Source organism: Rhodopila sp., assembly GCF_965276935.1.
Lineage (GTDB): Bacteria > Pseudomonadota > Alphaproteobacteria > Acetobacterales > Acetobacteraceae > Rhodopila.
Genome location: NZ_CBDIBS010000003.1, coordinates 1,187,778 through 1,211,471, shown reverse-complemented (window position 1 = coordinate 1,211,471; position 23,694 = coordinate 1,187,778). Strand labels below are relative to the sequence as shown.

Annotated in this window: 20 protein-coding genes; 5 read left to right on the top strand and 15 right to left on the bottom strand. The window is 64.3% G+C overall.

What is annotated here, in order from left to right; all coding sequences use genetic code 11:
* Nucleotides 1-14: 14 nt before the first annotated feature.
* The 4 genes from ychF to ACQY4S_RS13370 all read right to left on the bottom strand — a co-directional run bounded on the left by ychF (nucleotide 15) and on the right by ACQY4S_RS13370 (nucleotide 3,209).
* The gene (ychF, locus tag ACQY4S_RS13385; RefSeq protein ID WP_428485692.1) at nucleotides 15-1,127 is read right to left on the bottom strand and encodes a redox-regulated ATPase YchF; all 1,113 of its coding nucleotides are present in this window, start codon (nucleotides 1,125-1,127) and stop codon (nucleotides 15-17) included.
* A 16-nt stretch (nucleotides 1,128-1,143) separates the two neighbouring features.
* Nucleotides 1,144-1,725 (bottom strand): aminoacyl-tRNA hydrolase, encoded by a 582-nt coding sequence (pth, locus tag ACQY4S_RS13380; protein WP_428485691.1) that lies wholly within the window; start codon nucleotides 1,723-1,725, stop codon nucleotides 1,144-1,146.
* A 39-nt stretch (nucleotides 1,726-1,764) separates the two neighbouring features.
* On the bottom strand, nucleotides 1,765-2,424 hold the full coding sequence (locus ACQY4S_RS13375; RefSeq protein ID WP_428485690.1) for a 50S ribosomal protein L25/general stress protein Ctc: 660 nt from the start codon (nucleotides 2,422-2,424) through the stop codon (nucleotides 1,765-1,767).
* 290 nt (nucleotides 2,425-2,714) lie between these two features.
* Nucleotides 2,715-3,209 (bottom strand): metal-dependent hydrolase, encoded by a 495-nt coding sequence (locus ACQY4S_RS13370; protein ID WP_428485689.1) that lies wholly within the window; start codon nucleotides 3,207-3,209, stop codon nucleotides 2,715-2,717.
* Nucleotides 3,210-3,408: 199 nt separating this feature from the next.
* On the opposite strand from ACQY4S_RS13370, the gene ACQY4S_RS13365 reads away from it, so the two are divergent.
* Nucleotides 3,409-3,954 (top strand): hypothetical protein, encoded by a 546-nt coding sequence (locus ACQY4S_RS13365; RefSeq protein ID WP_428485688.1) that lies wholly within the window; start codon nucleotides 3,409-3,411, stop codon nucleotides 3,952-3,954.
* Between the two features lie 83 nt (nucleotides 3,955-4,037).
* On the opposite strand, the gene ligA is transcribed toward ACQY4S_RS13365, so the two are convergent.
* From ligA to ACQY4S_RS13335, 6 genes are all read right to left on the bottom strand, one after another.
* On the bottom strand, nucleotides 4,038-6,113 hold the full coding sequence (gene ligA / locus ACQY4S_RS13360) for an NAD-dependent DNA ligase LigA (RefSeq protein ID WP_428485687.1): 2,076 nt from the start codon (nucleotides 6,111-6,113) through the stop codon (nucleotides 4,038-4,040).
* A 384-nt stretch (nucleotides 6,114-6,497) separates the two neighbouring features.
* Nucleotides 6,498-8,216, bottom strand: a complete 1,719-nt coding sequence (recN, locus tag ACQY4S_RS13355; protein WP_428485686.1) for a DNA repair protein RecN — start codon at nucleotides 8,214-8,216, stop codon at nucleotides 6,498-6,500.
* 140 nt (nucleotides 8,217-8,356) lie between these two features.
* Entirely contained in the window at nucleotides 8,357-9,226 is an 870-nt protein-coding gene (locus ACQY4S_RS13350) for an outer membrane protein assembly factor BamD (protein ID WP_428486275.1), read from the bottom strand.
* Between the two features lie 251 nt (nucleotides 9,227-9,477).
* A complete protein-coding gene (gene lpxC, locus ACQY4S_RS13345) occupies nucleotides 9,478-10,470 on the bottom strand; it encodes a UDP-3-O-acyl-N-acetylglucosamine deacetylase (RefSeq protein ID WP_428485685.1) in 993 nt (330 codons plus the stop codon).
* A 165-nt stretch (nucleotides 10,471-10,635) separates the two neighbouring features.
* Entirely contained in the window at nucleotides 10,636-11,667 is a 1,032-nt protein-coding gene (locus ACQY4S_RS13340; RefSeq protein ID WP_428485684.1) for an LLM class flavin-dependent oxidoreductase, read from the bottom strand.
* Nucleotides 11,668-11,835: 168 nt separating this feature from the next.
* A complete protein-coding gene (locus ACQY4S_RS13335) occupies nucleotides 11,836-12,531 on the bottom strand; it encodes an RraA family protein (RefSeq protein WP_428485683.1) in 696 nt (231 codons plus the stop codon).
* 62 nt (nucleotides 12,532-12,593) lie between these two features.
* Here ACQY4S_RS13335 and ACQY4S_RS13330 point away from each other — a divergent pair, with 62 nt between their 5' ends.
* Together ACQY4S_RS13330 and ACQY4S_RS13325 are read left to right on the top strand one after the other, a co-directional pair.
* Entirely contained in the window at nucleotides 12,594-13,325 is a 732-nt protein-coding gene (locus ACQY4S_RS13330) for an aspartate/glutamate racemase family protein (protein ID WP_428485682.1), read from the top strand.
* Nucleotides 13,326-13,636: 311 nt separating this feature from the next.
* Nucleotides 13,637-14,377 carry an FkbM family methyltransferase gene (locus ACQY4S_RS13325; protein ID WP_428485681.1) on the top strand — a complete coding sequence of 247 codons (741 nt, stop codon included), beginning with the start codon at nucleotides 13,637-13,639 and terminating at the stop codon, nucleotides 14,375-14,377.
* A gap of 41 nt (nucleotides 14,378-14,418) precedes the next feature.
* Here ACQY4S_RS13325 and ACQY4S_RS13320 read toward each other — a convergent pair whose 3' ends face one another.
* Nucleotides 14,419-15,903, bottom strand: a complete 1,485-nt coding sequence (locus tag ACQY4S_RS13320; RefSeq protein WP_428485680.1) for an oligosaccharide flippase family protein — start codon at nucleotides 15,901-15,903, stop codon at nucleotides 14,419-14,421.
* 428 nt (nucleotides 15,904-16,331) lie between these two features.
* On the opposite strand from ACQY4S_RS13320, the gene ACQY4S_RS13315 reads away from it, so the two are divergent.
* Both ACQY4S_RS13315 and ACQY4S_RS13310 read left to right on the top strand, forming a co-directional pair.
* Complete coding sequence (locus tag ACQY4S_RS13315) at nucleotides 16,332-17,279, top strand: glycosyltransferase (protein ID WP_428485679.1); 948 nt, start codon at nucleotides 16,332-16,334, stop codon at nucleotides 17,277-17,279.
* Nucleotides 17,280-17,501: 222 nt separating this feature from the next.
* A complete protein-coding gene (locus ACQY4S_RS13310) occupies nucleotides 17,502-19,652 on the top strand; it encodes a glycosyltransferase (RefSeq protein WP_428485678.1) in 2,151 nt (716 codons plus the stop codon).
* Nucleotides 19,653-19,721: 69 nt separating this feature from the next.
* Here the strand turns inward: ACQY4S_RS13310 and ACQY4S_RS13305 are convergent, their stop codons facing one another.
* The 4 genes from ACQY4S_RS13305 to ACQY4S_RS13290 form a co-directional block, all read right to left on the bottom strand.
* Nucleotides 19,722-20,750, bottom strand: coding sequence for an ABC transporter ATP-binding protein (locus ACQY4S_RS13305; protein WP_428485677.1), 1,029 nt, complete (start codon nucleotides 20,748-20,750; stop codon nucleotides 19,722-19,724).
* A complete protein-coding gene (locus ACQY4S_RS13300; RefSeq protein WP_428486274.1) occupies nucleotides 20,747-21,691 on the bottom strand; it encodes an ABC transporter ATP-binding protein in 945 nt (314 codons plus the stop codon). The genes ACQY4S_RS13305 and ACQY4S_RS13300 overlap by 4 nt, the downstream gene beginning before the upstream one ends.
* 114 nt (nucleotides 21,692-21,805) lie before the next feature.
* Nucleotides 21,806-22,708 (bottom strand): ABC transporter permease, encoded by a 903-nt coding sequence (locus ACQY4S_RS13295; RefSeq protein ID WP_428485676.1) that lies wholly within the window; start codon nucleotides 22,706-22,708, stop codon nucleotides 21,806-21,808.
* Nucleotides 22,705-23,646, bottom strand: coding sequence for an ABC transporter permease (locus ACQY4S_RS13290; RefSeq protein WP_428485675.1), 942 nt, complete (start codon nucleotides 23,644-23,646; stop codon nucleotides 22,705-22,707). Before ACQY4S_RS13290 ends, ACQY4S_RS13295 begins: the two co-directional genes overlap by 4 nt.
* Nucleotides 23,647-23,694 lie beyond the last annotated feature (48 nt).

The following is a 23,694-nucleotide window of genomic DNA, read 5'->3' as shown; positions in this document are numbered from 1 at the left end:
TAAGGCCGTCGCGGCTAGACGTTGAAGCGGAACAGCAGGACGTCGCCGTCCTTCACCGCATAGGTCTTGCCCTCGATCCGCATCCGGCCGGCTTCCTTGGCGCCCTGTTCACCGCGGTAGGCGACGAAATCATCATAGCCGATGGTTTCACAGGCTATGAACCCGCGCTCGAAGTCCTTGTGGATCACCGCCGCGGCCTGTGGCGCCCTTGTGCCCCTGGTAATCGTCCAGGCGCGGGTCTCCTTGGGTCCGCAGGTGAAATAGGTCAGCAGGTCCAGCAGGCCGTAGCCGGCACGGATCACCTGATCCAGTCCGCTCTCGGCCAGGCCGAGGCCGTCCAGGAACTCCGCCCGGTCGGCCTCGGGAAGCTGCGACACCTCGGCCTCGATCGCGGCGGACACGGCGATGGATGGCGCTCCCATACGAGCGGCTCCCTCCTGCGCCGCAGCCCACGCACGCACCTGTTCCGAAAACGCGTTGCCGGTGGCGGCGGAGGCTTCGTCTACATTGCACACATACAGCACGGGCTTCGCGGTGAGCAGCTGCAACCGGCGCACGGCGTCTTCCTCGCCGAGCGGGATCGCGGTGCGGGCGGGCCTGCCCGCGCTTAAGGCGTTGACCAGAGGTTCCATGATCGCCACCGCGGCGAGGCTTTCCTTGTCGCCGCCGCGGGCGCGTTTCTGCGCCTGGGTCAACCGGCGTTCCAGGCTGTCAAGGTCCGCCAGCATCAGCTCGGTTTCCACCACCTCGATGTCGCGCAGCGGGTCGATCGAGCCTTCGACGTGGGTGATATCGCTGTCCTCGAAACAGCGCAGCACATGGATGATGGCGTCCACTTCCCGGATGTTCGCGAGGAACTGGTTGCCCAGGCCCTCTCCCTTGGAAGCGCCGCGCACCAGGCCGGCGATATCGACGAACTCCAGGCTGGTCGGGACGATCTTGATCGACTTGCCGATCTCCGCCAGCACGTCCAGGCGCCGGTCGGGTACGGCGACGCGGCCGACGTTCGGCTCGATGGTGCAGAACGGGTAGTTCGCCGCCTGTGCCGCCGCGGTGGCGGTCAGCGCGTTGAACAGGGTGGATTTGCCGACGTTCGGCAGGCCGACAATGCCGCAGTTGAAACCCATCAGCGTCTATCCCCGATCAGCTTGAACCTTGGGTCCGCAAGGCGACATTGGTCATGAACTCCGCCGGCCTGCCCTGCGCCAGCAGCTCGGCAGCATCCGCCACCGCATCCAGCAGGGCGACCAGCCACGTCCGGTCGTGCTTGCCGAAGTCGCTCAGCACATAGCCCAGCACCTGCTCCTTCGAACCGGGATGGCCGATGCCAAGGCGCACACGCCAGTAATCCTGGCTGCCCAGCATCCTGTCCATGCTGCGAAGACCGTTATGACCGGCGGCGCCGCCGCCTTGCTTGACGCGCAGCTTCCCCGGCACCAGGTCGAGTTCGTCGTGAAACGCGGTGATCGCCTCGGGCGGCAGCTTGTAGAAGGCGGCGGCGGCCTGCACCGACTCGCCGGAACTGTTCATGTAGGTCAGCGGCTTCAGCGCCAGGATCTTCTGCCCGGCGATGCTGCCCTCGGCGGCAAGACCCTTGAAGCGGCGGCGCCACGGCGAGAAACCGTGGCGTGTCGCGATCATGTCGAGTGCCATGAAGCCGATGTTGTGGCGGTTGGCCGCCATGCCAGGCTCCGGATTGCCGAGGCCGACCCAAAGGCTCGTCACAGCGGAAGGTTTGTCACAGCGGAGGCTTGATCACGCTGTCTAGCCCTTCTTGGCGGGCGCCTTGGCGGCGCCCTTCGCGGGTGTCGCGGCCTTGGCCGGTGCCACGCCGGCGCCGGCTTCGGCGACCACCTCGATCTTGGTCGGCGGCACCACGGTGGCCACGACGAAGTCCCGGTCGATCACCGGCTTGACGTTCTCGGTGCCCCGCAGGTCGTGCCAGCGGACATTGTCGTTGAAGTCCAGCGGGCCGAGGTCGGCGGTGAACTGGTCCGGGATGTGGTCGGCGTCGCAGTAGACCTCGACCGTGTGGCGGACCACGTTCAGCACGGCGCCGCGCTTGATGCCGGGGCTGATGCCGTCATTCTCGAAGTGGACCGGGATGGCGACCTTGACCCGCTCGCCTGGTGTCAGACGCTGGAAATCGACGTGTTCCGGCGCGTCGGAAACCGGGTGGAACTGCACGCCGCGGATCAGCGCGCGGATCGGCTGCGCGCCGGCGTTGATCTCGTATAGCCGGGATTGCCAGCCGGCACGGTGAATTTCGCGGATCACCACCCGTGGGTCGAGCGCGATCAGGTTGGGATCCTGTTTGCCGCCATAGATGACCGCGGGCACCTTGCCCGCACGCCGGGTCGCCCGCGCCGCCCCCTTACCGCTGCGCGCACGTGCCTCGGCCTCGATCGACACAACGTTGGCCATGGTTCGCTCCTGTACAAGCGCCGGCCTCCAGGGGTGCCGGCGCGGGGGCGTGTAGCCCAGGGTGGGGTTGCGGGCAAGGGTCATGCGGAGGTGAGGAAGGCCAGGGCGCTGCCCTGGACCCGCGAAGGGGCGGATGCCCCTTTGATCCCCGTCCAGGGGTTTGGGGGAGAGGGGGCGACCGAGGCGGTTGCAACGACTGAATAGCCCCCTCTCCCCCAAACCGCTAAATGGGTTCCAAGGGCGTCAGCCTTTGGCGGGGTCGAGGGGCGGAGCCCCTCGCCTTGCTTGCTTCAGCGCAGGGCGTGCATCCGCCAGGACCCGTACATGTGAGCCCACCAGGCGATCCCGCACACAAGGACAATGACGATGACGGATTCCATGGGCGAGCCGGTGCGGCATAGGTTCAATCCCCAGGTCCGCCGGTGTGGCCATGCCAGCCGCAGCCCGCGGGGGGTCAGCATGTCCGCCGCAAGGTGCGACAGGTAGCCGATTGCGAGGGCGGACACGGCACCGCGGCGATAGCCGGATTGGAAAAGCAGCAACGTCAGGCCGACGATCGCCAGAGCCGAGTGGGTGATGCCGCGATGACCCAGGGTCGAGGCGATGACTGTCGAGACCGGCCGTGCGCGCCGTCCAACCCAGGAATTTGGATGGTCCACGTCCGGCAGCAGCGATCCGGCCAAAGCCAGGCCGAGGTAGACCGGGTCCACCGGAGACAGATGCAGCCAAGGCGCCGCGGCAATCCATGTCGCAAGGCCGATGACCACATGGGATCTCGCCATCATGCCGCGCACCTACACGCGCCGCCTTGGTCCGACAAGGCGACGGCATCTGTTGCCTTTGAAGGGTTGCCGGCGCTGTCATCGCCTCGGATCAGAAGCGGCCACCTAGCGACAGATCTCGACGGTATTGACAAAGCAACGAGTTCGGCGTGAACATCCGTCCCGTTACGAAACCGGCATGGCAGCGATGCGATATCTGCTCGTGGTCCTGATCCTGTTGTTTGCTGGAGCCGCCTGGGGGGATGACGACCTCGTGCTACCGAGCGTCGATTTCTCGGCGACGGACGTGCAGGAGACGGGGGCGTTGCTCAGCCGGCAGACCATCCACTATACGCCCGGCATACTTCGCATCGATCGCGCGAACGGTTTCAGCACCACGATCCTCGACCTGACGACGCAGACGCAATACCTGCTGATGGCCAACCACACCTATCTCGTGCTGCCGATGGATGATGCGTTGTTCCGACGCTATATCGCGCGCACTCCGGCAGTCAGCGGTGCGGTGAAGGCGGGGACCGAACGTATCGAGGGTTTGAAGACGACGAAATACATCTTCGGCGATGATGGCGCGCTGGACGCGGCGGGGGCTTACTGGCTGACCGACACGGGGATCATGGTGCGCCGCGACTATGACGACGGCGTGTTTGGTCAGAACATCCATCATCGAGAGTTCCTGACCGGCATCACATTCGCCAAGCAGCCGCCCGAGCTGTTCAAGATTCCAGCGAGTTATCGGCTGACGAACTGATGTCGCGTGCCATCATCACCGATCGCGATTGATCACGCGTCGGCGGCCGTGCTGCCATGCTTGCGGCAAACCGAGGATCGGCATCATCCGACCAGGTCACGCCATTCGGCTTCCGTCATCGTCCTGACCCCTAGTTCCGCCGCCTTGCGCGCCTTTGCTCCGGCATCGGCGCCGACCACCACGATATCCGTCTTCTTCGACACCGTATCGGTGACTTTCGCTCCCAGCGTCTCGGCTCGCGCCTTCGCCTCCGGACGGCTCAGCGTTGCCAGCGTGCCGGTGAACACCAAGGTCTTGCCGGCGATCGGACTGTCGGCGGCCTGCTCCGCCGCCGCGTCCTCGATGGTCAGTTCGGCGGCCAGTTCATCCAGGATGGCGACGTTGCGCGGTTCGGCGAAGAAATCCACCAGTTCCTCGGCGATCGACGGGCCGACGCCGCTGATGCTGCCCAGCGCCAGGCGTTCATCGGAGCCGACGGTCATCGCCGCCAGCATCTGCGTGCGCCAGTTGGCGAAGCCACCATAATGCCGAGCGAGCAGTCTGGCATTGGTCGCGCCAATGCGGCGAATGCCGAGGGCGTAGATGAACCGGTTAAGCGGGACAGTGCGGCGGGCGGCGATAGCGTGCGACAGGTTGCGCGCGGACAGCTTTCCCCAGCCCTCCCGGACGGCGATTTCCGCTTCGTGTTCCGGCAACCTGAACAGGTCGGCCGGGCCGTTCAGCCAGCCCTCATCGTAGAATTCCTGGATGGTCTTCTCGCCCAGCCCGTCGATGTCGAAGGCGGGGCGGGAGACGAAGTGGATCAGCCGCTCGACGCGCTGGGCGGGACAGATCAGGCCGCCGGTGCAGCGGCGCACCACTTCGCCCGGGGGGCGAACGGCGTGGCTGCCGCAGGCGGGGCAGGTATCGGGGAAGACATAAGCCGCGGATGTCGCCGGCCGCCGGTCCGGCACGACGGACACGATCTGCGGGATTACGTCGCCGGCGCGTTGCAGCAGCACGGTGTCGCCGATCCGGATGTCCTTGCGGGCGATCTCGTCTTCATTGTGCAGCGTGGCGCGGGCGACCAGGACACCGCCGACATTGATCGGTTCCAGCTCCGCCACCGGCGTCAGCGCTCCGGTGCGGCCGACCTGGATGCGGATGTCGCGTAACACCGTCGTCGCCTGTTCGGCGGGAAACTTCCAGGCTGTCGCCCAGCGCGGCGCTCGGCCGACAAAGCCCAGGCGGCGCTGCAAGGCGAGGTCGTCGATCTTGTAGACGACGCCGTCGATGTCGTAGCCGAGGGCCGAGCGGGCGAGACCGATCTCGATCTGGAAGGCCTCGGCGTCGGCTTCGTTCGCCAACTGGCGGGACAGCGGATTGACGGTGAAGCCCCAATCCGTCAGCCGTTGCAGATAGGCCCAATGGGTTTCCGCCACCGGTCCGCTGCTGTCACCCTGCGCATAGGCGAACAGCGACAAGGGGCGGCCGGCGGTGATCCGGACGTCGAGTTGCCGCAGGCTGCCGGCGGCGGCGTTGCGCGGGTTGGCGAAGACCCTGGCACCGGCCTCGGCCTGCGTCTGGTTCAGGGCGATGAAATCGGCCTTGGTCATGAAGACCTCGCCGCGGATCTCGATCAGCGCGGGCGCGTCGCCGTGCAGGGTGTCGGGGACGGACCGCATGGTTCGCAGGTTGGCGGTGACGTCCTCGCCCTCCGTGCCATCGCCACGCGTGGCACCGCGGACGAAGTGGCCATGTTCATAGGTCAGGCTGATCGAAAGGCCGTCGATCTTCGGTTCGGCAACGAATGTCAGCGGCTCGGTGCGGCCGAGGAAGCGTCTGGCGCGGGTGCAGAATTCAGTGAAAGCGGCGGCGTCGAAGACATTGTCCAGCGACAGCATCGGCACGCGATGGCGGACCTTGGCGAAGCCGCTGTCGGGCGCGCCGCCGATGCGGGTGGAGGGGGAGTCGGCGCGGATCAGGGCAGGAAAGCGGGCCTCGATCGCGGCATTGCGGCGGCGCAGCGCGTCGTAGTCGGCGTCGGTGATCTCCGGCGAGTCATGCTGGTGGTACGCGGCGTCGTGGTGCGCGATCTCCGGTGCCAGGCGCGCCAGTTCGGCGGCGGCTTCGGCTTCGGTAAGGGAGTCGATCGGGGGGTGCCCGTTGGCTGCGGTCATGGTAGGACGGGTCGCGAGGAAGCGGGCGGGACAGGTCGCGAGAACCCGGTACGAAGGCAAGGCCGACCAACATCGTCATGACAGACGACCGACCAAGCGAGGGAGGGGCAGGGCCGCCATCCATGCCTTCTAGTCTTGACGCAGGCGTGGATGGTGAGCCTTCGCGTCAGGTGCGTTGAAACAGGGACCCATGTGTGTTGGTCAAGGCCTGCTCCATGGCCGAGCGTGGCCTGGCTACCCGCCATGTGCAAGGCCGGGCGCGGCAAAGGCGTGGATGGCCGGCCTCCGCCGGCCATGACGTGGGGGCGTGAAGGCCGCCTCCAGAGTGCTATTTTAACGCACATGCGGCCTGCGCTTGTCATGACCGTAGAACTGCCCCAAGCCTCATACCAGCAACGGTTTCTGGCCGCGCAGCAGGTCGTCGGCGGCGGCGCGAGCAGCCTCGGTAACGGTCTCCCCGGCCAGCATGCGGGCGATTTCCTCGCGTCGCGCGATCGGGTCCAGCCGGTCGACCAGGGTTGCGGCGCGGTCGCGGGCGGCGGACTTGGCGACGCGCAGATGTGCCGCCCCCCGCGCCGCGACCTGCGGGCTGTGCGTCACCACCAGCACCTGCACCTGTTCGGCGACCCGCGCCAGACGCTCTCCCACCGCCGCGGCGGTGGCGCCGCCGATGCCGCTGTCGACCTCGTCGAACACCAAAGTCGGCACGGCGGAGCCGGCGGACAGCACCACCTTCATGGCCAGCATCAGCCGCGACAATTCGCCGCCGGACGCGACGCGGGCGAGCGGCCCAGGGTCCTGCCCCGGATTGGTGGCGATCAGGAAACGGACCTGGTCCATGCCGGCGGGGCCCCAGGCGGCCTCCGGCAGCGGTGCGACCTCGGCGAAGAAACGCGCCTTGTCGAGACGCAGCGGCGGCAGCTCTCGCGCCACCGCCTTTTGCAACTTCCCGGCGGCGGTGACGCGGGCGGCGGAGAGGTCCGCGGCGGCGGCCAGAAAACGGTCCTTGGTGTCGCGGGCGGCCTGTTCCAGCGCGACGACCTCGGCCGCACCGGATTCCAGCGCCGCCAGACGCGCCGCCAAAGTATCCAGCAAGGCAGGCAGGTCGGTGACGGCGATGCCGTGCTTGCGGGCGGCGGCGCGCAAGGCGAACAGCCGTTCCTCCGCCTGTTCCAGCAGGCGTGGATCGACGTCGGATTCCGCCGCCAGGCGAGTCAGCAGGGTTTCCGTCTCAGCCACCGCCTCCTCCGCCCGCTCCAGCGCCGCCAGCGCCTGATCGGCCGGATTGGCGGCGGTTGACGGGTCAGCGGCGTGTTGACTAGACGGGGTGAGACGCTGGAGCGCGCGGGACGCGGCGCGCAACGCGGCGGCGGGTCCGGCGGTCCGACGGTCGCGCGGGGTCAGCTCGGACAGCGCCGCGGCGATCGCCTCGGCGCGCCGTTCATGCTGTTGCAGGCGCTGGCGTTCGCGGGCGAGATGTTCCTCCTCGTCGTTGCGCGGCGCCAAAGTGGCGAGCTCCTGCAGGGCGTGCCGCAGGTAGTCCTCGTCACGCTCCGCCGCGGCGATCGCCGTGCGAGCCTTGTCCAGCGCGCCAAGGGCGTCCCGCCAGGCGCGCCAGGTCAGGGCGACCGTCTGGCGCAGGGCGGCGGCCACACCGAAGGCATCCAGCAAGGCGGCGTGGCTGGTGGGATCGGCCAGGCTCATTTGTTCATGCTGACCCTGCACCTCGACCAGCAGGGCGCCGATGCGGCGCAGCAAGCCGACACCCACCGGATGATCGTTGACGAAGGCGCGGGAGCGGCCGTCCCTGGTGAGGACACGGCGCACGACGATCTCGTCCTCCGCGGTCAAGCCATGTTCGTCGAGGACAGCAGAGACGGCGTGGTCGTCCGGTGGCGTGAAACAGGCGGTGACCGAGGCCTGTTCGGCGCCGCCACGGACCAATCCGCTTTCCGCCCGCGCGCCGAGGGCGAGACCCAAGCTGTCGAGCAGGATCGACTTGCCGGCGCCGGTCTCTCCGGTCAGGACGGTCAGGCCATGATCAAACGCCAGATCCAGCCGCTCGATCAGCACGACATCGCGGATGGAAAGCGCGGTCAGCATCCCGCGTCCCGGTGCCGCGATGGAATGTCAAACCATGATCGTTCGAGGTTGCATCTTCGCCGGTGTCCGATCATAGTCTAACTCTTTGTTTGATCGCGTGATTCATGCCTTCCTACTGGTCAGCTTCAGGCGATCACGCTCTAAAACACCGCATGCCACGCGCGAGAGAAGAAGCCGCGCCTGGCCGCTTCGGTCGGGCTGTTGCCGGTCGGGGCAACCCCATCATCGACGAGCTGCGCGTAACTATCACCATACCAGAGGCTGCCGGGATAGTTGTATCCCAGCACGGAGGCGGTCTTGCGGGCCTGATCCTTCAGTCCCAGCGCGAGATAGATCTCGGTCAGGCGAGCCAGCGCTTCCGGCACATGGTTGGTGGTCTGGAAATCGTCCACCACGCGCTGAAACCGGCCGATGGCGGCTTCATACAGATGCTGCTTCTGATAAAAGCGGCCGATTTCCATCTCCTTGCCGGCAAGGTGGTCGAAGCAGAGGTCAACCTTCAGCTTGGCGTCGCGGGCGTAGGTGGTGTCGGGGAAGCGGGAGACAACCTCCCGCAGCGCGTTCATCGCCTGTTCGGTGCCCTTCTGGTCGCGCTGGATATCGGCGATCTGTTCATAATAGCAGAGCGCGCGGAGGTAATAGGCATAGGCAATGTCGCGATGCGCTGGATGCAACTGGATAAAGCGGTCCAGGGTGCCGATCGCGTCGGTGTACCTGTTCTGCAGGTACAGCGAATAGCCCGACATGAGCTGGGCGTTCACCGCCCAGGAGGAATAGGGGTAGTTCTGCTCGACCGCGTTGAACTGGTCGTCGGCGGTGGCGAAGCGGCGCGCGTTGAGCGCATCCACGCCATTATTATAGAGCCCCTCCACCGGGGCGACAGTTGCCGGCTTGGCGGCTTCATCACTGCTGCCACTGCTGCTGCCGCAGGCGGAAAGCGACAGCAGCCCCAGCATCACAACGGCAGGAAGGCGGAGAATACGGAGGGACATCGTGCGGCTCTGGTTCATCATGTGGCTTATATCATGCCGCCGTGATCCGCGAATACCGGCTGATACTAGATACTGTCCTGATGGCGAATAATGCCCCTTGGTCCAGTCGCGCGGCCTAGTGACGGCCTGCAAACGGGGGTGGGGCTTCGCCGCGCGAGGACCGCTTCCGCATGGCGTTGCCTTGACCGGCGAAGGCGCGGCTGGCGGCACTGGACGCGATGACGTCGAGAGCGGGTCGCGCCGCAGTGTATTCGTTGTCTAGCTTTACCTCAGGCGGCGGCTGACAGCGGCTCGGTGGTGACGGCTTGCCAGGCGGAGGCATCGGCGAAAAGTGCGCGCAGCAGACGGTTGTTCAGGTCATGGCCGCTGCGGTGGGCGATGAAGCGTCCGTGCAGCAGGCCGCCGGCCAGCGCCAGGTCACCCACCGCATCGAGCAGCTTGTGGCTGGCGAATTCGTTGTCCATGCGCAGGCCACCAGGGTTGAGCACGGCGGCGCCATCGACGACGACGGCATTGGCCAGGCTGCCGCCGAGGGCCAGGCCGGCCGCCTGCAGTTGGCGTACGTCCGGTGCCAGGGCAAAGGTACGGGCCTCGGCGAGTTGAGTGCGAAACGTATCCGCGGTCAGGCGCAGGGAGCAGGATTGGCGGCCGATCGCCGCGGCGGCGAAATCGATCGACAGGTCCATTTCCAGCACCGGGTGGCTGGCGCGCGCCAGCGGACCCAGCGGACGCAGTTCCGCGTAGGCATTGCCGGCGGTGACGCGGACCGGCCGCCGCACAGCGATGACGCGGCGCGCGGCGTCCTGTGCAACGGCGCCGGCGCAGTCCAGCAGGAACACGAAGGGTCCGGCCGAACCGTCCAGAATGGGCAGTTCCGGGCCATCAACCTCGATCAACGCATTGTCGATGCCGAGGCCGCACAACGCGGCCATCAGATGTTCGACCGTGCCGATGCGCGCGGACGCCATGGCCGGGTCCGCCAGGCTGGTGCAGAGTCGGGTGTCGCAGACATTGTCGAAGCGCGCGGCGATGTCACGGCGGAGATCGGTGCGACGGAAGACGATGCCATGATCCGCGGCGGCCGGACGGATGACCAGGTTGGCGCGCCGGCCGGAATGGACGCCCACGCCGACACAGTCGATCGCGGTCTTCAGGGTGCGTTGCCGCCAGCCAAAGGTGCCGGTGTCGGAGGTACAGGCGTGGGAGGCACCAACCTGCAAGGTAGCGGTCTCGGGGAAGGCGATTTGCGATAGTCCATCCATCGGGTCGGGTTTCCAGCACGATCGAATCACGTCAGTCGGGGTGACGGGCGCCATGCTTGTCGATAGGCCGATGTGGGGACCGCGGCGAGTCAATGATTGTTGCCAGGTGTTACTGCTCAAGACGCTGAATTCATGGCATTTGTTGCAATGCGTTACACGCCCGCATCACGCCGCCGCATGGCGTGTGGCGGTGACGCGAAAATGCGGCATCACCTCATGCGCGAAGCGGCGCAGGTTATCGCGCGAGGTGCCGCCGCCGTTCAGCAGCACGTATTGCACGCCGGCTTCACGCAGCCGCTCGAGCTTGCGGCAGATCTCGTCGGGGCTGCCATAGAGGGCGCTTTCCTCGCTGGCCTCGCGGGTATCGGAAAATGCCATGATGCTGGAGGTGTTGTTGCCGTCCGGGCGCTGGCTGATCGCGTGCATGCGGCGCTGGCCGGCGATGCGGCGTTCCAGCGCGGCGTCCTTGTCCGCCTGATCGCGCGCCACGTGGAAGGCGCGGGCGACGCCGACCTGCGACGGATCAAAGCCAAAGCCGTTGGCGATCATCGCCTGCCGGTAGGTGTCGAAGCGGCTGATCGTGTCGGCGAAGGAGGCGAACTGGTCCAGCAGCAGGTTGTGGCCACGGGCGGCGACGCGGCGGATGCTGTCAGGATGGCCGGCGCCCTGCCAGAACGGCGGATGCGGCTTCTGCGCCGTCGGCGGTTCCACCACGATGTCCTTGAACTGCCAGAACCGGCCGTGGAAATCGAAGCGGTCATTGCTGGTCCAGGATTTGGTAATGATGTCAATCGCCTCATTGAAGCGCGGCTGGGCGTCTTCCATGGGAATGCCGAAGCTGTCGAATTCATTGTGGCGGTAGCCCTTGCCGACGCCGAAATCCAGCCGGCCGCCGGACAGCAGGTCCACGGTGGCGGCCTGTTCGGCCAGCAGCACCGGGTTGTGCCAGGGCAGCACGATGACCGCGGTGCCGAGCCTGATCGTGGAGGTGCGGGCGCCGATCCAGGTGAGCAGGTTAAGGGTGGCGGAGACCTGGCCGAAGCCGGTGAAGTGGTGCTCGACGATGAACGAGCTGTCGAAGCCGAGCGCCTCGGCTTCGATGATGTAGTCTATGTAGTCCTTGAAGCCGGCGGCGCTGTCTACGTCCGGGGATTGGCCACGCCGTGCCGTGGCGGCGCCGAACAGTCCGAAGCGCATGGGCGTGTCCTTTCGAAGGGGTGCTGCCTCGCTGCGTGGCGAGGCGGGCTAGCTTGTTGTTTGATCGCATGATTCACGCGCCTCGCACGTTCCGCTCGGCGCGATCATGCTCTTCATGTGATCGCATGATTGACGCGCCTCGCACGTTCCGCGCGGCGCGATCATGCTTCAGTGGATCTCGCCGGCACGCCGCAGCGCGTCCCGCAGCTTCGCGGGGGTGAAATCGGCGGCGCGGCAGACGTCCAGGATCACCTTCTCCCGGCGGGAGACCAGGTCGATCGCCGCCGGCAGCTTGCGCACCGCGTCCGCCGGGATGACGACGGCACCGTGGTAGTCGGCATGGATGACGTCGTCGTGCGCCACCTGCATGCCGAACACGTTCACCGGCTTGCCGAAATCGACCATGTGGACATGCGCGTGGCTCGGCCCGATGCGGCCGCCGATCATCTGGAAGCCGGGCGCCCACATGTCCATGTCGCGGAACGATCCGTTGGTGACGCAGCCGATGCTGCCGAGCGCCTTGTGGATGTTGGACTGGACCTCCCCCCAATAGGCGCCGTAGCCGATCCGGTCGTCGATATCCTGCAGCACCGCGATCGTCGGGAAATCGGTGCGGGCGACGTAGTCGTACCAGTCGGCGCGGTCGGTGACCTTGGAGCGCGGCGGTTCGGTCGCGCGGATCATGCCGACGCGGGCGAGGCCGACGATCGGCTTGGCCTTCGGGTCGATGCAGACCATCGGCTCCACCGTGAAGCCGATGGCTCGGCGTTCCGGCACCACGACCTCCAGTCCGTTGCAGATGGTGGGGGTGTCCCACTGCGCGAGGATATCCAGGTCGGACTGGTTGAACGGGTACTCGGGCATGAAACGGTTCCTTTATCTGGCAACTGGGTTGTAGTGTGGCGCGGTGTTCGGAGGGCGGCAAGGTGATCGCTTATGGCGGCAAGGCGGTGTACGGCGCGCCGCTGGGGATTCTGATGCTGGAGGCGCGGTTTCCTCGGATTCAGGGGGACATGGGGAACGCCGGGACCTGGCCGTTCCCGGTGCTGTACCGGGTGGTGAAGGGCGCCAGCCCGGAGCGGGTGGTGTTGCACGGCGCGGCCGGGCTGCTGCCGTCGTTCCTGGAGGCGGCGGCGGAGCTGGTGTCGGTGGGCGCCGAGGCGATCACCACGAACTGCGGGTTCCTGTCGCTGTTCCAGCGGGAACTGGCGGCGCATGTCGGAGTGCCGGTGGCGACCAGCGCGCTGATGCAGGTGCCATGGGTGCAGGCGATGCTGCCGCCGGGAAAGCGCGTCGGGGTGGTGACCGTGTCGGCGGGATCGCTGACGCCGCGGCACCTGGAGGCGGCGGGCGCGCCGTTGGACATGCCGGTCGTGGGGACCGAGGACGGTGTGGAGTTCTTCCGGGTGCTGATCCTGGGGGAGAAGCAGGATATGGACGTCGGGCTGGCGGCGGCCGATGTCCTGGACGCGGGACGGCGGCTGATGGCGCGGCATCCGGAGGTGGGGGCGGTGGTGCTGGAGTGCACGAACATGCCGCCGTATGCGGCGGCGCTGCGGGCGGCGCTGGGGGTGCCGGTGTTTGATGTTTATTCGTTGGTGACGTGGCTGCAGGCGGGGGTAAGGCCGCGGGAGTTCGGTGCTTTATCTGTAGCATGACCGCCACACGGGCATGATCTCCAACGGCTTTAAGACGAGCGCCCGGATCTTAAGCCGCAGGTTCTTTTTACAGCAAATTAGCAACTAATCAAAAGGTGCGGCCTTTCCGCGCTCAGGCGACAAAGGAACCGCGACGAACCAAGGTCCAACGGGGGGCTATACCAGCCAAGGGGTCAACCAAGGAAAGACGGGCCATATCGTTGCAAATTAATTGCAACGATGCCTTCGACTGCTTTATAGTTACATTACAGAATCACGACGAGCAATGTCAGGCGTAGCTTTGCAGAATGACCAGGCTAATGAAGCACCATATGGTGGCAACCGCGACACGCCTGCTGGAGAGGGTAGGATATACCCTTGTGCCAACATGGCGGCTTCATGACCGCGCTTTAGCCCAGCATCTGGGCAAATTGCTCAAACAATTTGAGGTTGACTGCGTAATCGACATTGGCGCGAATGATGGCGGCTACGTCAGATTTCTCCGGGCGGAGGTTGGCTACGACGGATTAATCTTGTCGTTCGAGCCGCTTCCGGCGCTGGCGGCAAAATGTCGCGCCGCGCGTGACCCGCACTGGCAGGTTTTTGAATATGCGTGTGGTACTGAGGACAGCGAAACAGAGATTAATGTCGCCGCATACTCACAGTTCAGCTCCTTGCTGCCGACGGTTGCATCGCCACCCGAAGCGTTTACCGACATGATGACCATCCGTCACAGAGAAACCGTCCAATTACGGCGGCTCGACGGCTTACTGCCTGAACTGCAACGGCTTAATGGCTACAAGCGCCCCTACCTGAAGGTTGATACCCAGGGGTTCGATCTGGCGGTTCTTGAAGGGGCTGGCAACCTTCTGGAGGCCATGATCGCGGTACAGACAGAATTATCGTTCTGTCCGATTTATCAAGGTATGCCAGGCTGGCGCACTGTCCTGGATGTGCTGGAAGCGAAGCGTTTCTCCGTCAGCAGCATGTTTGCGATCAGCGTGGATGCCTCGCTTCGGGCGATCGAGTTCGACTGCATTCTTATAAACGATCGTTACGTCACAAATACTTAATGCCGACGGTTTGCCAATATGGATCATGTTGATATTGGTCATTACCAACGCACACCGACTAGCTCCCATCGCCGAAGCCGCTTCCATGCCTTGGCCATTACTCCAAGCGTGAATCGCTCCGCACCATCCGGCTGGCCCGTGGCGAACCATATAGCCAGCAGCGCTGCTGCATAACAAGTTGCACCAATGGCCGCCCGACGCACCAGATCTATTGCCAAACCGAACTCGTTGAGACCATGGCCGGGAGTCCACGCCATGTCCAACTGCCAAAGCAACAACGTCATGGCCATCGTCGCGATGACCGGACGCATCACACAACGAGCAAGCCGCCACGGCGAAATCCTTGCCCGAGGTAGTGCGATCCCAAGAAACAACATGACGTCGGCGATGGCGGCAACCGAAAGCGCCGCGGCCGCTCCTGGAAGACCGAAGCCGGGAACAAGCATCAACAGGCATATGACCCGTATAATTGTCGAGACAGTCACGACGTAAAAGGTCACGCTCGGCCGCCCAATGGCGTTCAGTAGCGTTCCGCTCGCATGGCTGAACATCGCTCCGGTGGCCGCCACGGCCATAATTTGAACCACCGGCACGGTCGCAATCCAGTGCATCCCCAGCATCAGCCGCACGATCGGGTCCGCAACCATGGAAATGCCGATTCCTGCCGGCAAGATCAGCATAAAACCCATCCCAACGGCATTCAGGAACATGTTGTCGAGGCTCTCTGCCGCATTATGAAGCGAGGCAAAGCCAGAAAACAGCGCGCGGTTCAGCGGTTCCACAATCTCCGTTATTGGCAACGACCCCAGTTCCGCGCCAACTGAAAAAACACCCACCTGCGCCGCACCGAGCAGCCGCCCCACCACGATGCTGTCCGATCGGTCGCGTGCCTGGTAAAGCACCGTCTGCGCCCATGACCAAAGTGAGAAGCCGATAATTCCCTGCCATGCCCGCAACGTGAACCCGGGCCGATAAGGCGACATCAGGTAGCTTTGCAACAGCCGAGCGATGCGGTTGGCTAAGATGCCGGCAACCAGCGCCCAATAGGTTTCCCAGATAGCCGCGATGGCGACTGTCGCGACAACACCGACCACCCGCGACCACAACTGCATGTCAAATTCCTTGCGGAACGCCAGATTGCGGCGGAAGTCGACGACGCGGATGTTCTCAAACGCGGTGATCACCGTTCCCACGGATAGTGCCAGCATCACGACGGTCAGCCGCGGGTCGGTAAAAAACGCCCCAACCGGCCAGGCGATCGCGCCGATCACCAGCGCGGTGAGGATTCCACGCAGGACACCCAGGCAGAAACCCGTGTCGTACATGTCGCGATCCAGGGCAGGCGCACGCACCAGAGCGTCCTGCACGCCAATCGCCGAAAGAGCATCAACCGAATTAATGAAACCGCCTGCCAACGCGACAAGACCGAAATCCGACGGTTGCAGCAGCCGGACAAGTATCAGCGTGCTCAGCAGGCCCAGGTTCCGTGTAGCCAGGCGCCAGGCAATGATCCAGCCGGCACCCATCGCGGCACGCTTCGAGACGGACAGCGGTTTCGTATCCTTAACCATACTGTCGAATGCCTCCTCGATGCGGCTGTTCTGTCCGCCGTCGATCTGGCGGATGTCTGAACTGACACGTCATTATCACGGGAGCCTGACGCATTGGGCACTCTTTATCCGATTTCATGCCGCAAGACAGAAGATAATTCTCGGCTTTGCCGCATCAGGAAGCCTATATGAGTTCGCCGTAGGAAGGCTCGACGTCCTATGTCAGGAACCCGGTCTTCACCCGGCACATGGTTGGTCGAGAAGTTGCCACATCGCAATCGAGCTGGAATTCAGCATTTGACTGGCTACAAGGTTACGAAGTCGCGCCTACATATTTTTGGTCCTTCTATACGCCGTAAGATTCGCTGCATAATCCATCCCGATACCATTGCTTCGGAAGCGTTATGCAAATTGATATTGTGCTGGCGACTTTTAACCGTGCCGGGCTACTTCGGAAAGCAATCGACAGCTTTGCTCACACCCGTGTGCCTGACGGCTGTACAGCACGGCTCGTGGTGGTGGACAACAACTCGAAGGACGATACGCGTCGCGTCGCCGAGGCTGCGCTGGAAGCGCACCCGGATAGGCGGATCAGCTATGTGTTCGAGCCCCGCCAGGGGAAGGCTCATGCGCTTAACTCGGGGATAGCCCGTTCCAAGGCCGACGTCATCGGGTTTTATGATGATGACGAGCAGCTTGCGCCTGATTGGCTGGATGTTCTGCACCAGGCGTTTCTGGACCCGGTGCTGGAGTTTGCAGGTGGTCCGGTGCTACCAGACTGGAGCCGGCCGCCGCCCGCATGGCTGCCACGCCAGGGCTATGGCGGCGTGCTGAGCTTGGTTAGCAACGGCGAAGTTCGACGGCAGTATGGCCAGGACGGCTTCGCCGGCATGCTGATCGGCGCAAACGCTGCAGTCCGACGCACGACATTATGTCGTTGCGGCCCATACACGACCCGGTTCAAGTGGGCCGAAGACCGCCAGATGTATGCCCGGCTATTGGCGGAAGGCGCCGTGGGCTACTATCTGCCAAAGCTCGTGGTGTATCATCACATCTTGGATAAGCGACTGACCAAGCGATACTTCAGGCAATGGGCCCATGCAGAGGGTCGTACCAACGGGTCTGAGCTTCAGGCGCTTGAAGCCGGACCGCTGCGAACGGTTGCGGGGGCGCCGCTTTGGATGTGGCGGCGAGCTGTCTCCTCTGCCGGTGTGATGACTTACGGCTATGCACGCTGCCGGACCGGAGATCCGGGAGTATTCGGGGCCGAGCTGGATTTGCGCCAGTTTCTAAGTTTTTATATCGAGCGTAACTTTCCATTCATTCGACAGCGTCACTTTGATCGGACCTGACGAACTGTTCAGTAACGAGCTAGAATCCGCGATCATACCAGCTTGCTAATCAACGGCACTCAAGGCTGCCCAGAATACTTGTCCGAACCGCGAGCCGGGATACCCATTGCTTTGGACGGCAATCAAGGTTAAGATAGGATGAACGTGACTCAAAAAGTTGCTATGCCGATTCAAGCCGGTGTATAATGGCTGATGCCGGATTCAAACTGTATCAGCGTTCTTATGCCAGCCTACAATGCCGAGCGCTTTATCCGTCAAAGCGTACAGAGCGTGCTCGGACAGACATTCGAGGATTTTGAGCTACTGGTCGTCGATGACTCCTCGACGGACGAAACCGGTAACATTCTGTCTTCAATTCAGGATCAACGGCTCCACGTGCTGCGGAACCAGCATAATCTTGGCATCGTCGGATCATTGAACCACGGCATGACCCAGGCATCCGGTCGTTACATCGCACGCATTGATGCCGACGACTTTTGTTTGCCGACCCGCTTCGCCAAGCAGAAGGATTATCTGGACCTTCATCCTGACGTGGTAATGGTCGGGACCCAGATGTCAGTGCTGAGCAATGGGCAGATCCGACGAAGCCGTTTGCCGGCCGATCCCGATCCCGTGCTGCTGCATTGGCAGTTCTACACCGCCAACCCACTCGGCCATTCGTCAATGATGTTCCGCGCTTCGGCCGTCGGATTGCTCGACAGTTATCTGCGGGAGGCGTTTCAATATGCGGAGGACTTCGATTTTTCCCATCGCATGCTGCAACGGGGAGGCATCGCGGTACTGCCGGAATTCCTTGTAATTTATCGCCACCACGACGCTAGTCTGACCCGAACGCGGCGGAACGAGATGATGTGCAAGACCGCCGCGGTCCTGCGCGATGCTTATACGGCCCTGCTTGGTGTCGACTCCGCAGCCGAGGCGCTGCTCGCCGCGGAGCATTTTGTCGCTGGCACCCCAGTCCGCAGCCTTGCCGTCCTGGCGCGGCTCGGCCTATTGCTGAACCGACTTGTCGATGCGTTCGTGGCGAAGCATGACCTTTCCGGCAACCGTGCCGCCGGCGTCATCGGCCATGCGGCCAGATTGTGGTGGGCCACCATCCAGACATCGCTGCGCGCCGGGACGGTCATTCCAGCCGCCTTCGGCCACGATTGCTTTCGCTGGAGCAGCCTTGGTCGTCCTGGGATGCCTCGGCTTGCGCGCTCTGCCGTGTCCGGCGTTACCGGAGCCGCGCTACAGCCCCTGCAGCGTCTGGCAACGGCCATCGCAAGACCGTCTCTGATCAAGGCTGACGGCGGCATTATTCTGAATGGCGTTGGCCTGGCGCTTGAGCCGATCCGTCAGGACGACCCACCGAGCCTTTATGTCGAGGTGGATACCGAGGCGGAGTTCGACTGGGGAAAGCCATTCGAACGCGGTCAGACCGCCGTCAACTCGATCGGAAGCCAATGGCGGGCGCAGGCAATCTTCGATGCCTACGGTCTTCGCCCGATCTACGTCGTCGACTACGCTGTCGCGTCTCAGGCGATGGGCTACGAGCCGCTGCGTGGCTTCCTTAACCGGCACAGCTGCGTAATCGGTGCGCATCTGCATCCCTGGATCAATCCGCCTTTCGAGGAAACGGTTTCGGATTACAATTCGTTTGCCGGGAACCTGCCAGCGGAGCTCGAGGAACAAAAACTCGCGGCGCTGATCGACATGATCGACAGAAACTTCAAGGTTTTTCCTTTGTTCTATAAAGCGGGCCGCTATGGGATAGGACCGCACACGATGCAGACGCTGGCCCGAATGGGCCTCGTCGTTGATTTCAGCATCATGCCAAAAACCGACATGAGGCAGAGTGGTGGCGTGGATTTTCGCTCGGCGGAGGCCCGACCCTATCGAACCGAGCCGCATGGGATATTGTCCGTTCCGATGGCCCGCGAGCAGTTTGGCCTGGTCGCATCTCTATCTTCTCGCCTGTTGAGCGGTCTGCAGTCGCCACTCATGACGGCGCTCCACGTTCCCGGCATGTTGTCGCGGCTGGGACTGGCAAATACCGTGACGCTGACCCCTGAAGGCGTCACTGCCGAGGAGCAGATACGCCTGATCCGCGCAATGATGCGGCGAGGCTACCGGACCTTCGTGATGCACTACCATAGTCCATCATTGGTAGCTGGAAACACACAGTATGTCCGGTCGGATACGGAACTTGTTAGCTTTCTCCGGCGCATCGAGGACGTCTGCCGGTTCTTCTTCGGAGAGCTTGGCGGTCTACCAGGCAATCCGGTTGATCTGCTCCCTCCGCACATGCGCGAGTGTGCGTGGCCCCAGCCACAGGTTCAAGCGGTCAACTTGGGTGAACAGCCTCATGCCGAGGCGGCATCTGGCTCATGAAGCCGACACCGTCGTGCTGGATGTCCTTATTTTTCTTCAAGTGGCCTTCCGCCGCGTTGACCTTTTGCGTCATGCCGCGTTCGGCAGCACCTGGCCCCCCGGTACCTCATCCAGGTGGCAGGCCGACAGGTGTCCCTCACCCATCTTGCGCAGCAACGGCTCCTCTGTCCGGCAGCGGTCGAACACGAACGGGCAACGCGTATGAAACCGGCACCCACTTGGTGGATTGATCGGGCTCGGCACGTCTCCGGTCAGGATGATCCGATTGCGCTTCGCCATCGGGTCCGGCACCGGAACCGCCGACAGCAGCGCGCGGGTGTAGGGGTGGTGGGAGTGCGCGAACAGGCTGCGCCGATCGGCCAGCTCGACGATCTTGCCCAGGTACATCACCGCGACCCGATGCGTCAGATGCTCGACCGTCGCCAGATCGTGGCTGATGAACAGCAGCGCGAGACCGAGTTCATCCTGCAGGTCGACCATCAGATTGATGATCTGCGCCTTGACCGAGACATCCAGCGCCGACACCGCCTCGTCACAGATGATCAGATCGGCACCGGGCGCCAAGGCGCGGGCAATGCAGATGCGTTGGCGCTGGCCGCCGGAGAATTCATGCGGAAAGCGATCGACGGCATCGCGCGGCAGACGGACCTTGTCCATCAGCGCCTCGACCTTGGCGTTCAGGTCGCGGCGGCCGCGCGCCATGCCGAAATTGATCAGCGGTTCGGCCAGGATATCGCGCACCTTCTGGCGCGGGTTCAGGCTGCTAAACGGGTCCTGGAACACCACCTGCACGCGCTTGCGCATGGCTCGCAAGGTGCGCGCCGGCATGTTGTCGATGCGCTCCCCGTCCAGATAGACCTCGCCATCGGTCAGCGCGAACAGCCGCAGGATCGCCTTGCCGACGGTGGACTTGCCGCAGCCGGATTCGCCAACGAGCGACAGGGTTTCGCCGCGCCGGATGTCGAAGGTGACGCCGTCCACCGCATGAACATTGCCGGTGGTTCGGCCGAGCAGGCCACCGCGGATCGGAAAATGCTTCTTGAGGGCGTTCACCTCCAGCAGGGGGTGTTCCCTAGACGCGACGGGCGCCCTGGTCATGCCGCCACCTTCTGGCCGGCGTAGTGACAGGCCACGCTGTGCGCCGGCGCCTTCGGCTCGATCGCCGGCGCCACCCGTCGGCACAAGTCGGTCACCATCGGGCAGCGGCCGGCAAAGGCACAGCCGATGATGGGTTTGCGCAGGCTTGGCACCAGCCCGGTGATCTCCGCCAGCTTGCCGCGGGCATTCGCCTCCAGCGAGGAGCCCAGCTTCGGCATGGCGCCGAGCAGACCCCTGGTATAAGGATGCATTGGCCGGGCGAAGATCTCGTTGACCGGCGCTTCCTCGACCTTGCGGCCGGCGTACATTACCACGACACGCTGGGCCATTTCGGCGACCACGCCCAGATCGTGGGTGATCAGCATGATGGCCGATCCCAGACGGGTCTTCAGGTCGCGCATCAGATCCAGGATCTGCGCCTGGATGGTCACATCCAGCGCCGTGGTCGGCTCATCGGCGATCAGCAGCCTGGGATTGCAGGCCAGCGCCATCGCGATTATCACCCGCTGGCGCATGCCGCCCGAGAGCTGGTGCGGATACTCGCGCACCCGCCGGCCGGGGGCGGGAATGCCGACGAGTGTCAGCATGTCGACCGCCTTGGCCTCGGCGTCGCGGGCGTTCATGCCCTGGTGCAGGCGGACCGTCTCGCCGATCTGGCGGCCGACCGTCAGCACCGGGTTCAGGCTGGTCATCGGTTCCTGGAAAATCATGGAGATCGCATTGCCGCGCAGGTCGCGCATCTCCGGTTCGCTGAGCGTCAGCAGATCGCGGCCCTCGAAGCGGATCTGGCCGGAAATCCGGCCCGGCGGTTCCTGGATCAGCCGCAGGATCGACATCGAGGTGACCGACTTGCCGCAGCCGGACTCGCCGACGATGCCAAGGGTCTCGCCCGCCTCGATATGGAAGGAAAGCCCCTCCACGGCGCGGACGACGCCATCCATGGTGCCGAAATGCGTCTGCAGGTTCTCGACCTCGAGCAAGGCTTGTCCGCCGCGCGGACTTTTGCCTTGGCGCAAGTCCTGTCCATCGCGCTGATCGGGCGACAGCGCCATCGGCTACAGCCGCTTCGCCAGGCGCGGGTCGAGCGCGTCGCGCAGCCCGTCACCCAGCAGGTTCACCGCCAGCACGGTGACCGACAGGAAGATCGCCGGGAAGAAGACGATATACGGCTTGACCTGCCAGAGCGCGCGTCCCTCCGCCATGATGTTGCCCCAGCTTGGGATGATCGGCGGCGTGCCGGCGCCGATGAACGAAAGGATCGCCTCGGTAATCATGGCGGAGGCGCAGATGAACGTCGCCTGCACCATCAGCGGCGCCAGCGTGTTGGGCAGGATGTGTTTCCAGATAATGGCGGGCACCCGCGTGCCGGAGGCGATGGCGGCCTCGACATAGGGCTGTTCGCGCAGCGACAGCACCACGCCGCGGACCAGGCGGGAGACGCGGGGGAACTCGGCGACGCTGATGGCGATGATGACGTTCTGGACGGAGGCTCGGGTCAACGCCATCAGTGCGATCGCCAGCAGGATGGGCGGGATCGACATCAGTCCATCCATGATTCGCATGATCACGGCATCAAGTGCGCGAAAGAAACCGGAAAGCAGACCGATGAACGCGCCGACCACGCTGGCGCAAAAGGCCACGGCGAACCCCACCACCAGCGATACCCGCGCACCGTACATCACGCGGGAATAGACATCGCGTCCCAGCATGTCGCTGCCAAACCAGTACTGCGCCGAGGGCTGACGCAGGCGGCGGGCCGGTGCCAGCGCGGTCGGATCCCTGGTTCCAAGGTACGGCGCGAAGATCGCGATCAGGATCATCAGGAGCAGGATCAGTCCGCCGAGGAAGATGGCCGGGTGGCGGTAGATGAAGCCGGCAATCCTTCCGCGCTGCCTCGGCACCGGCAGGATGGCAGGCAGATCCGGGGCTTCGGCATAGCCAGGGGTGGTGGCGCTCAATAGCGGATCCTCGGATCGAACAGGGTATAGAGAAGGTCCACCAGCAGGTTGACCAGCACGTAGACGAAGCTGAACAGCAGCACGACGCCCTGGATGACCGGATAGTCGCGCCGCAGGATGGCATCCACGGTCAGCCGCCCCAGGCCGGGTATGGCGAACACGCTCTCGGTGACCACCGCGCCGCCGATCAGGGCGGCGAAGCCGATGCCGATGATGGTGACGATCGGCACCGCGGCGTTTTTCAACGCGTGGAGGAACAGCACGCCGCCTTGTCCGACGCCCTTGGCCTTAGCGGTGCGCACATAATCCTGCGCCAGCACGTCCAGCATGGTGGCCCGGGTGATGCGGGCGATCAGCGCCATGTAGATCAGCCCCAGCGACACCGACGGCAGAATCAACGTGCGCAGGAAGGGGATGAGACCCTGGCTGATCGGCGTGAAACCCTGCACCGGCAGCCAGTCCAGCCGCAGCGCGAACACGTACGCCAGCACATAGCCGATAACGAACACCGGGGTGGAGAACCCCACCACCGCTGTCATCATTACCAGCCGGTCGATCCAGGTACCAGGCTTCCAGGCCGCGATCACGCCCATCGGGATCGCCAGGCTGATCGACAGGATCAGGGTCAGCACCATCAGCGACAAGGTCGGCTCGACGCGCTGCGCGATCATGTGAGTGACCGGCAGATTGGTAAAGATCGAGGTGCCCAGGTCACCCTGCAGGACATGCCAGAACCAGTCGCCGAAGCGGACCAGATACGGCCGGTCGAGCCCCAGCGACGCATGGATCCGCGCCACATCGGCCGGGGTGGCCTGATCGCCGGCGATAATCGCAGCCGGGTCGCCGGGGGCGATGTACAGCAGGCTGAACACGAACAGCGCGACCAGCAGGACCACCGGGATGGTGGCGGCGATGCGCCTTGTGGCGTAGGCCAGCATCAGCGCGGTCCTGTCGCAGGGAAGGCGGGGGCTCCGCCCCTCGACCCC

Bases quoted from the DNA above. Each gene is read 5' to 3' on its own strand.
- ACQY4S_RS13290 (WP_428485675.1), bottom strand. From the start codon at position 23,646: ATGCTGGCCTACGCCACAAGGCGCATCGCCGCCACCATCCCGGTGGTC.
- ychF (WP_428485692.1), bottom strand. From the start codon at position 1,127: ATGGGTTTCAACTGCGGCATTGTCGGCCTGCCGAACGTCGGCAAATCC.
- ACQY4S_RS13300 (WP_428486274.1), bottom strand. From the start codon at position 21,691: ATGGATGGCGTCGTCCGCGCCGTGGAGGGGCTTTCCTTCCATATCGAG.
- lpxC (WP_428485685.1), bottom strand. From the start codon at position 10,470: ATGGATGGACTATCGCAAATCGCCTTCCCCGAGACCGCTACCTTGCAG.
- ligA (WP_428485687.1), bottom strand. From the start codon at position 6,113: ATGACCGCAGCCAACGGGCACCCCCCGATCGACTCCCTTACCGAAGCC.
- recN (WP_428485686.1), bottom strand. From the start codon at position 8,216: ATGCTGACCGCGCTTTCCATCCGCGATGTCGTGCTGATCGAGCGGCTG.
- ACQY4S_RS13305 (WP_428485677.1), bottom strand. From the start codon at position 20,750: ATGACCAGGGCGCCCGTCGCGTCTAGGGAACACCCCCTGCTGGAGGTG.
- ACQY4S_RS13375 (WP_428485690.1), bottom strand. From the start codon at position 2,424: ATGGCCAACGTTGTGTCGATCGAGGCCGAGGCACGTGCGCGCAGCGGT.
- ACQY4S_RS13310 (WP_428485678.1), top strand. From the start codon at position 17,502: ATGCCAGCCTACAATGCCGAGCGCTTTATCCGTCAAAGCGTACAGAGC.
- ACQY4S_RS13335 (WP_428485683.1), bottom strand. From the start codon at position 12,531: ATGCCCGAGTACCCGTTCAACCAGTCCGACCTGGATATCCTCGCGCAG.
- ACQY4S_RS13325 (WP_428485681.1), top strand. From the start codon at position 13,637: ATGGTGGCAACCGCGACACGCCTGCTGGAGAGGGTAGGATATACCCTT.
- ACQY4S_RS13340 (WP_428485684.1), bottom strand. From the start codon at position 11,667: ATGCGCTTCGGACTGTTCGGCGCCGCCACGGCACGGCGTGGCCAATCC.
- ACQY4S_RS13350 (WP_428486275.1), bottom strand. From the start codon at position 9,226: ATGAACCAGAGCCGCACGATGTCCCTCCGTATTCTCCGCCTTCCTGCC.
- ACQY4S_RS13315 (WP_428485679.1), top strand. From the start codon at position 16,332: ATGCAAATTGATATTGTGCTGGCGACTTTTAACCGTGCCGGGCTACTT.
- ACQY4S_RS13320 (WP_428485680.1), bottom strand. From the start codon at position 15,903: ATGGGTGCCGGCTGGATCATTGCCTGGCGCCTGGCTACACGGAACCTG.
- ACQY4S_RS13370 (WP_428485689.1), bottom strand. From the start codon at position 3,209: ATGATGGCGAGATCCCATGTGGTCATCGGCCTTGCGACATGGATTGCC.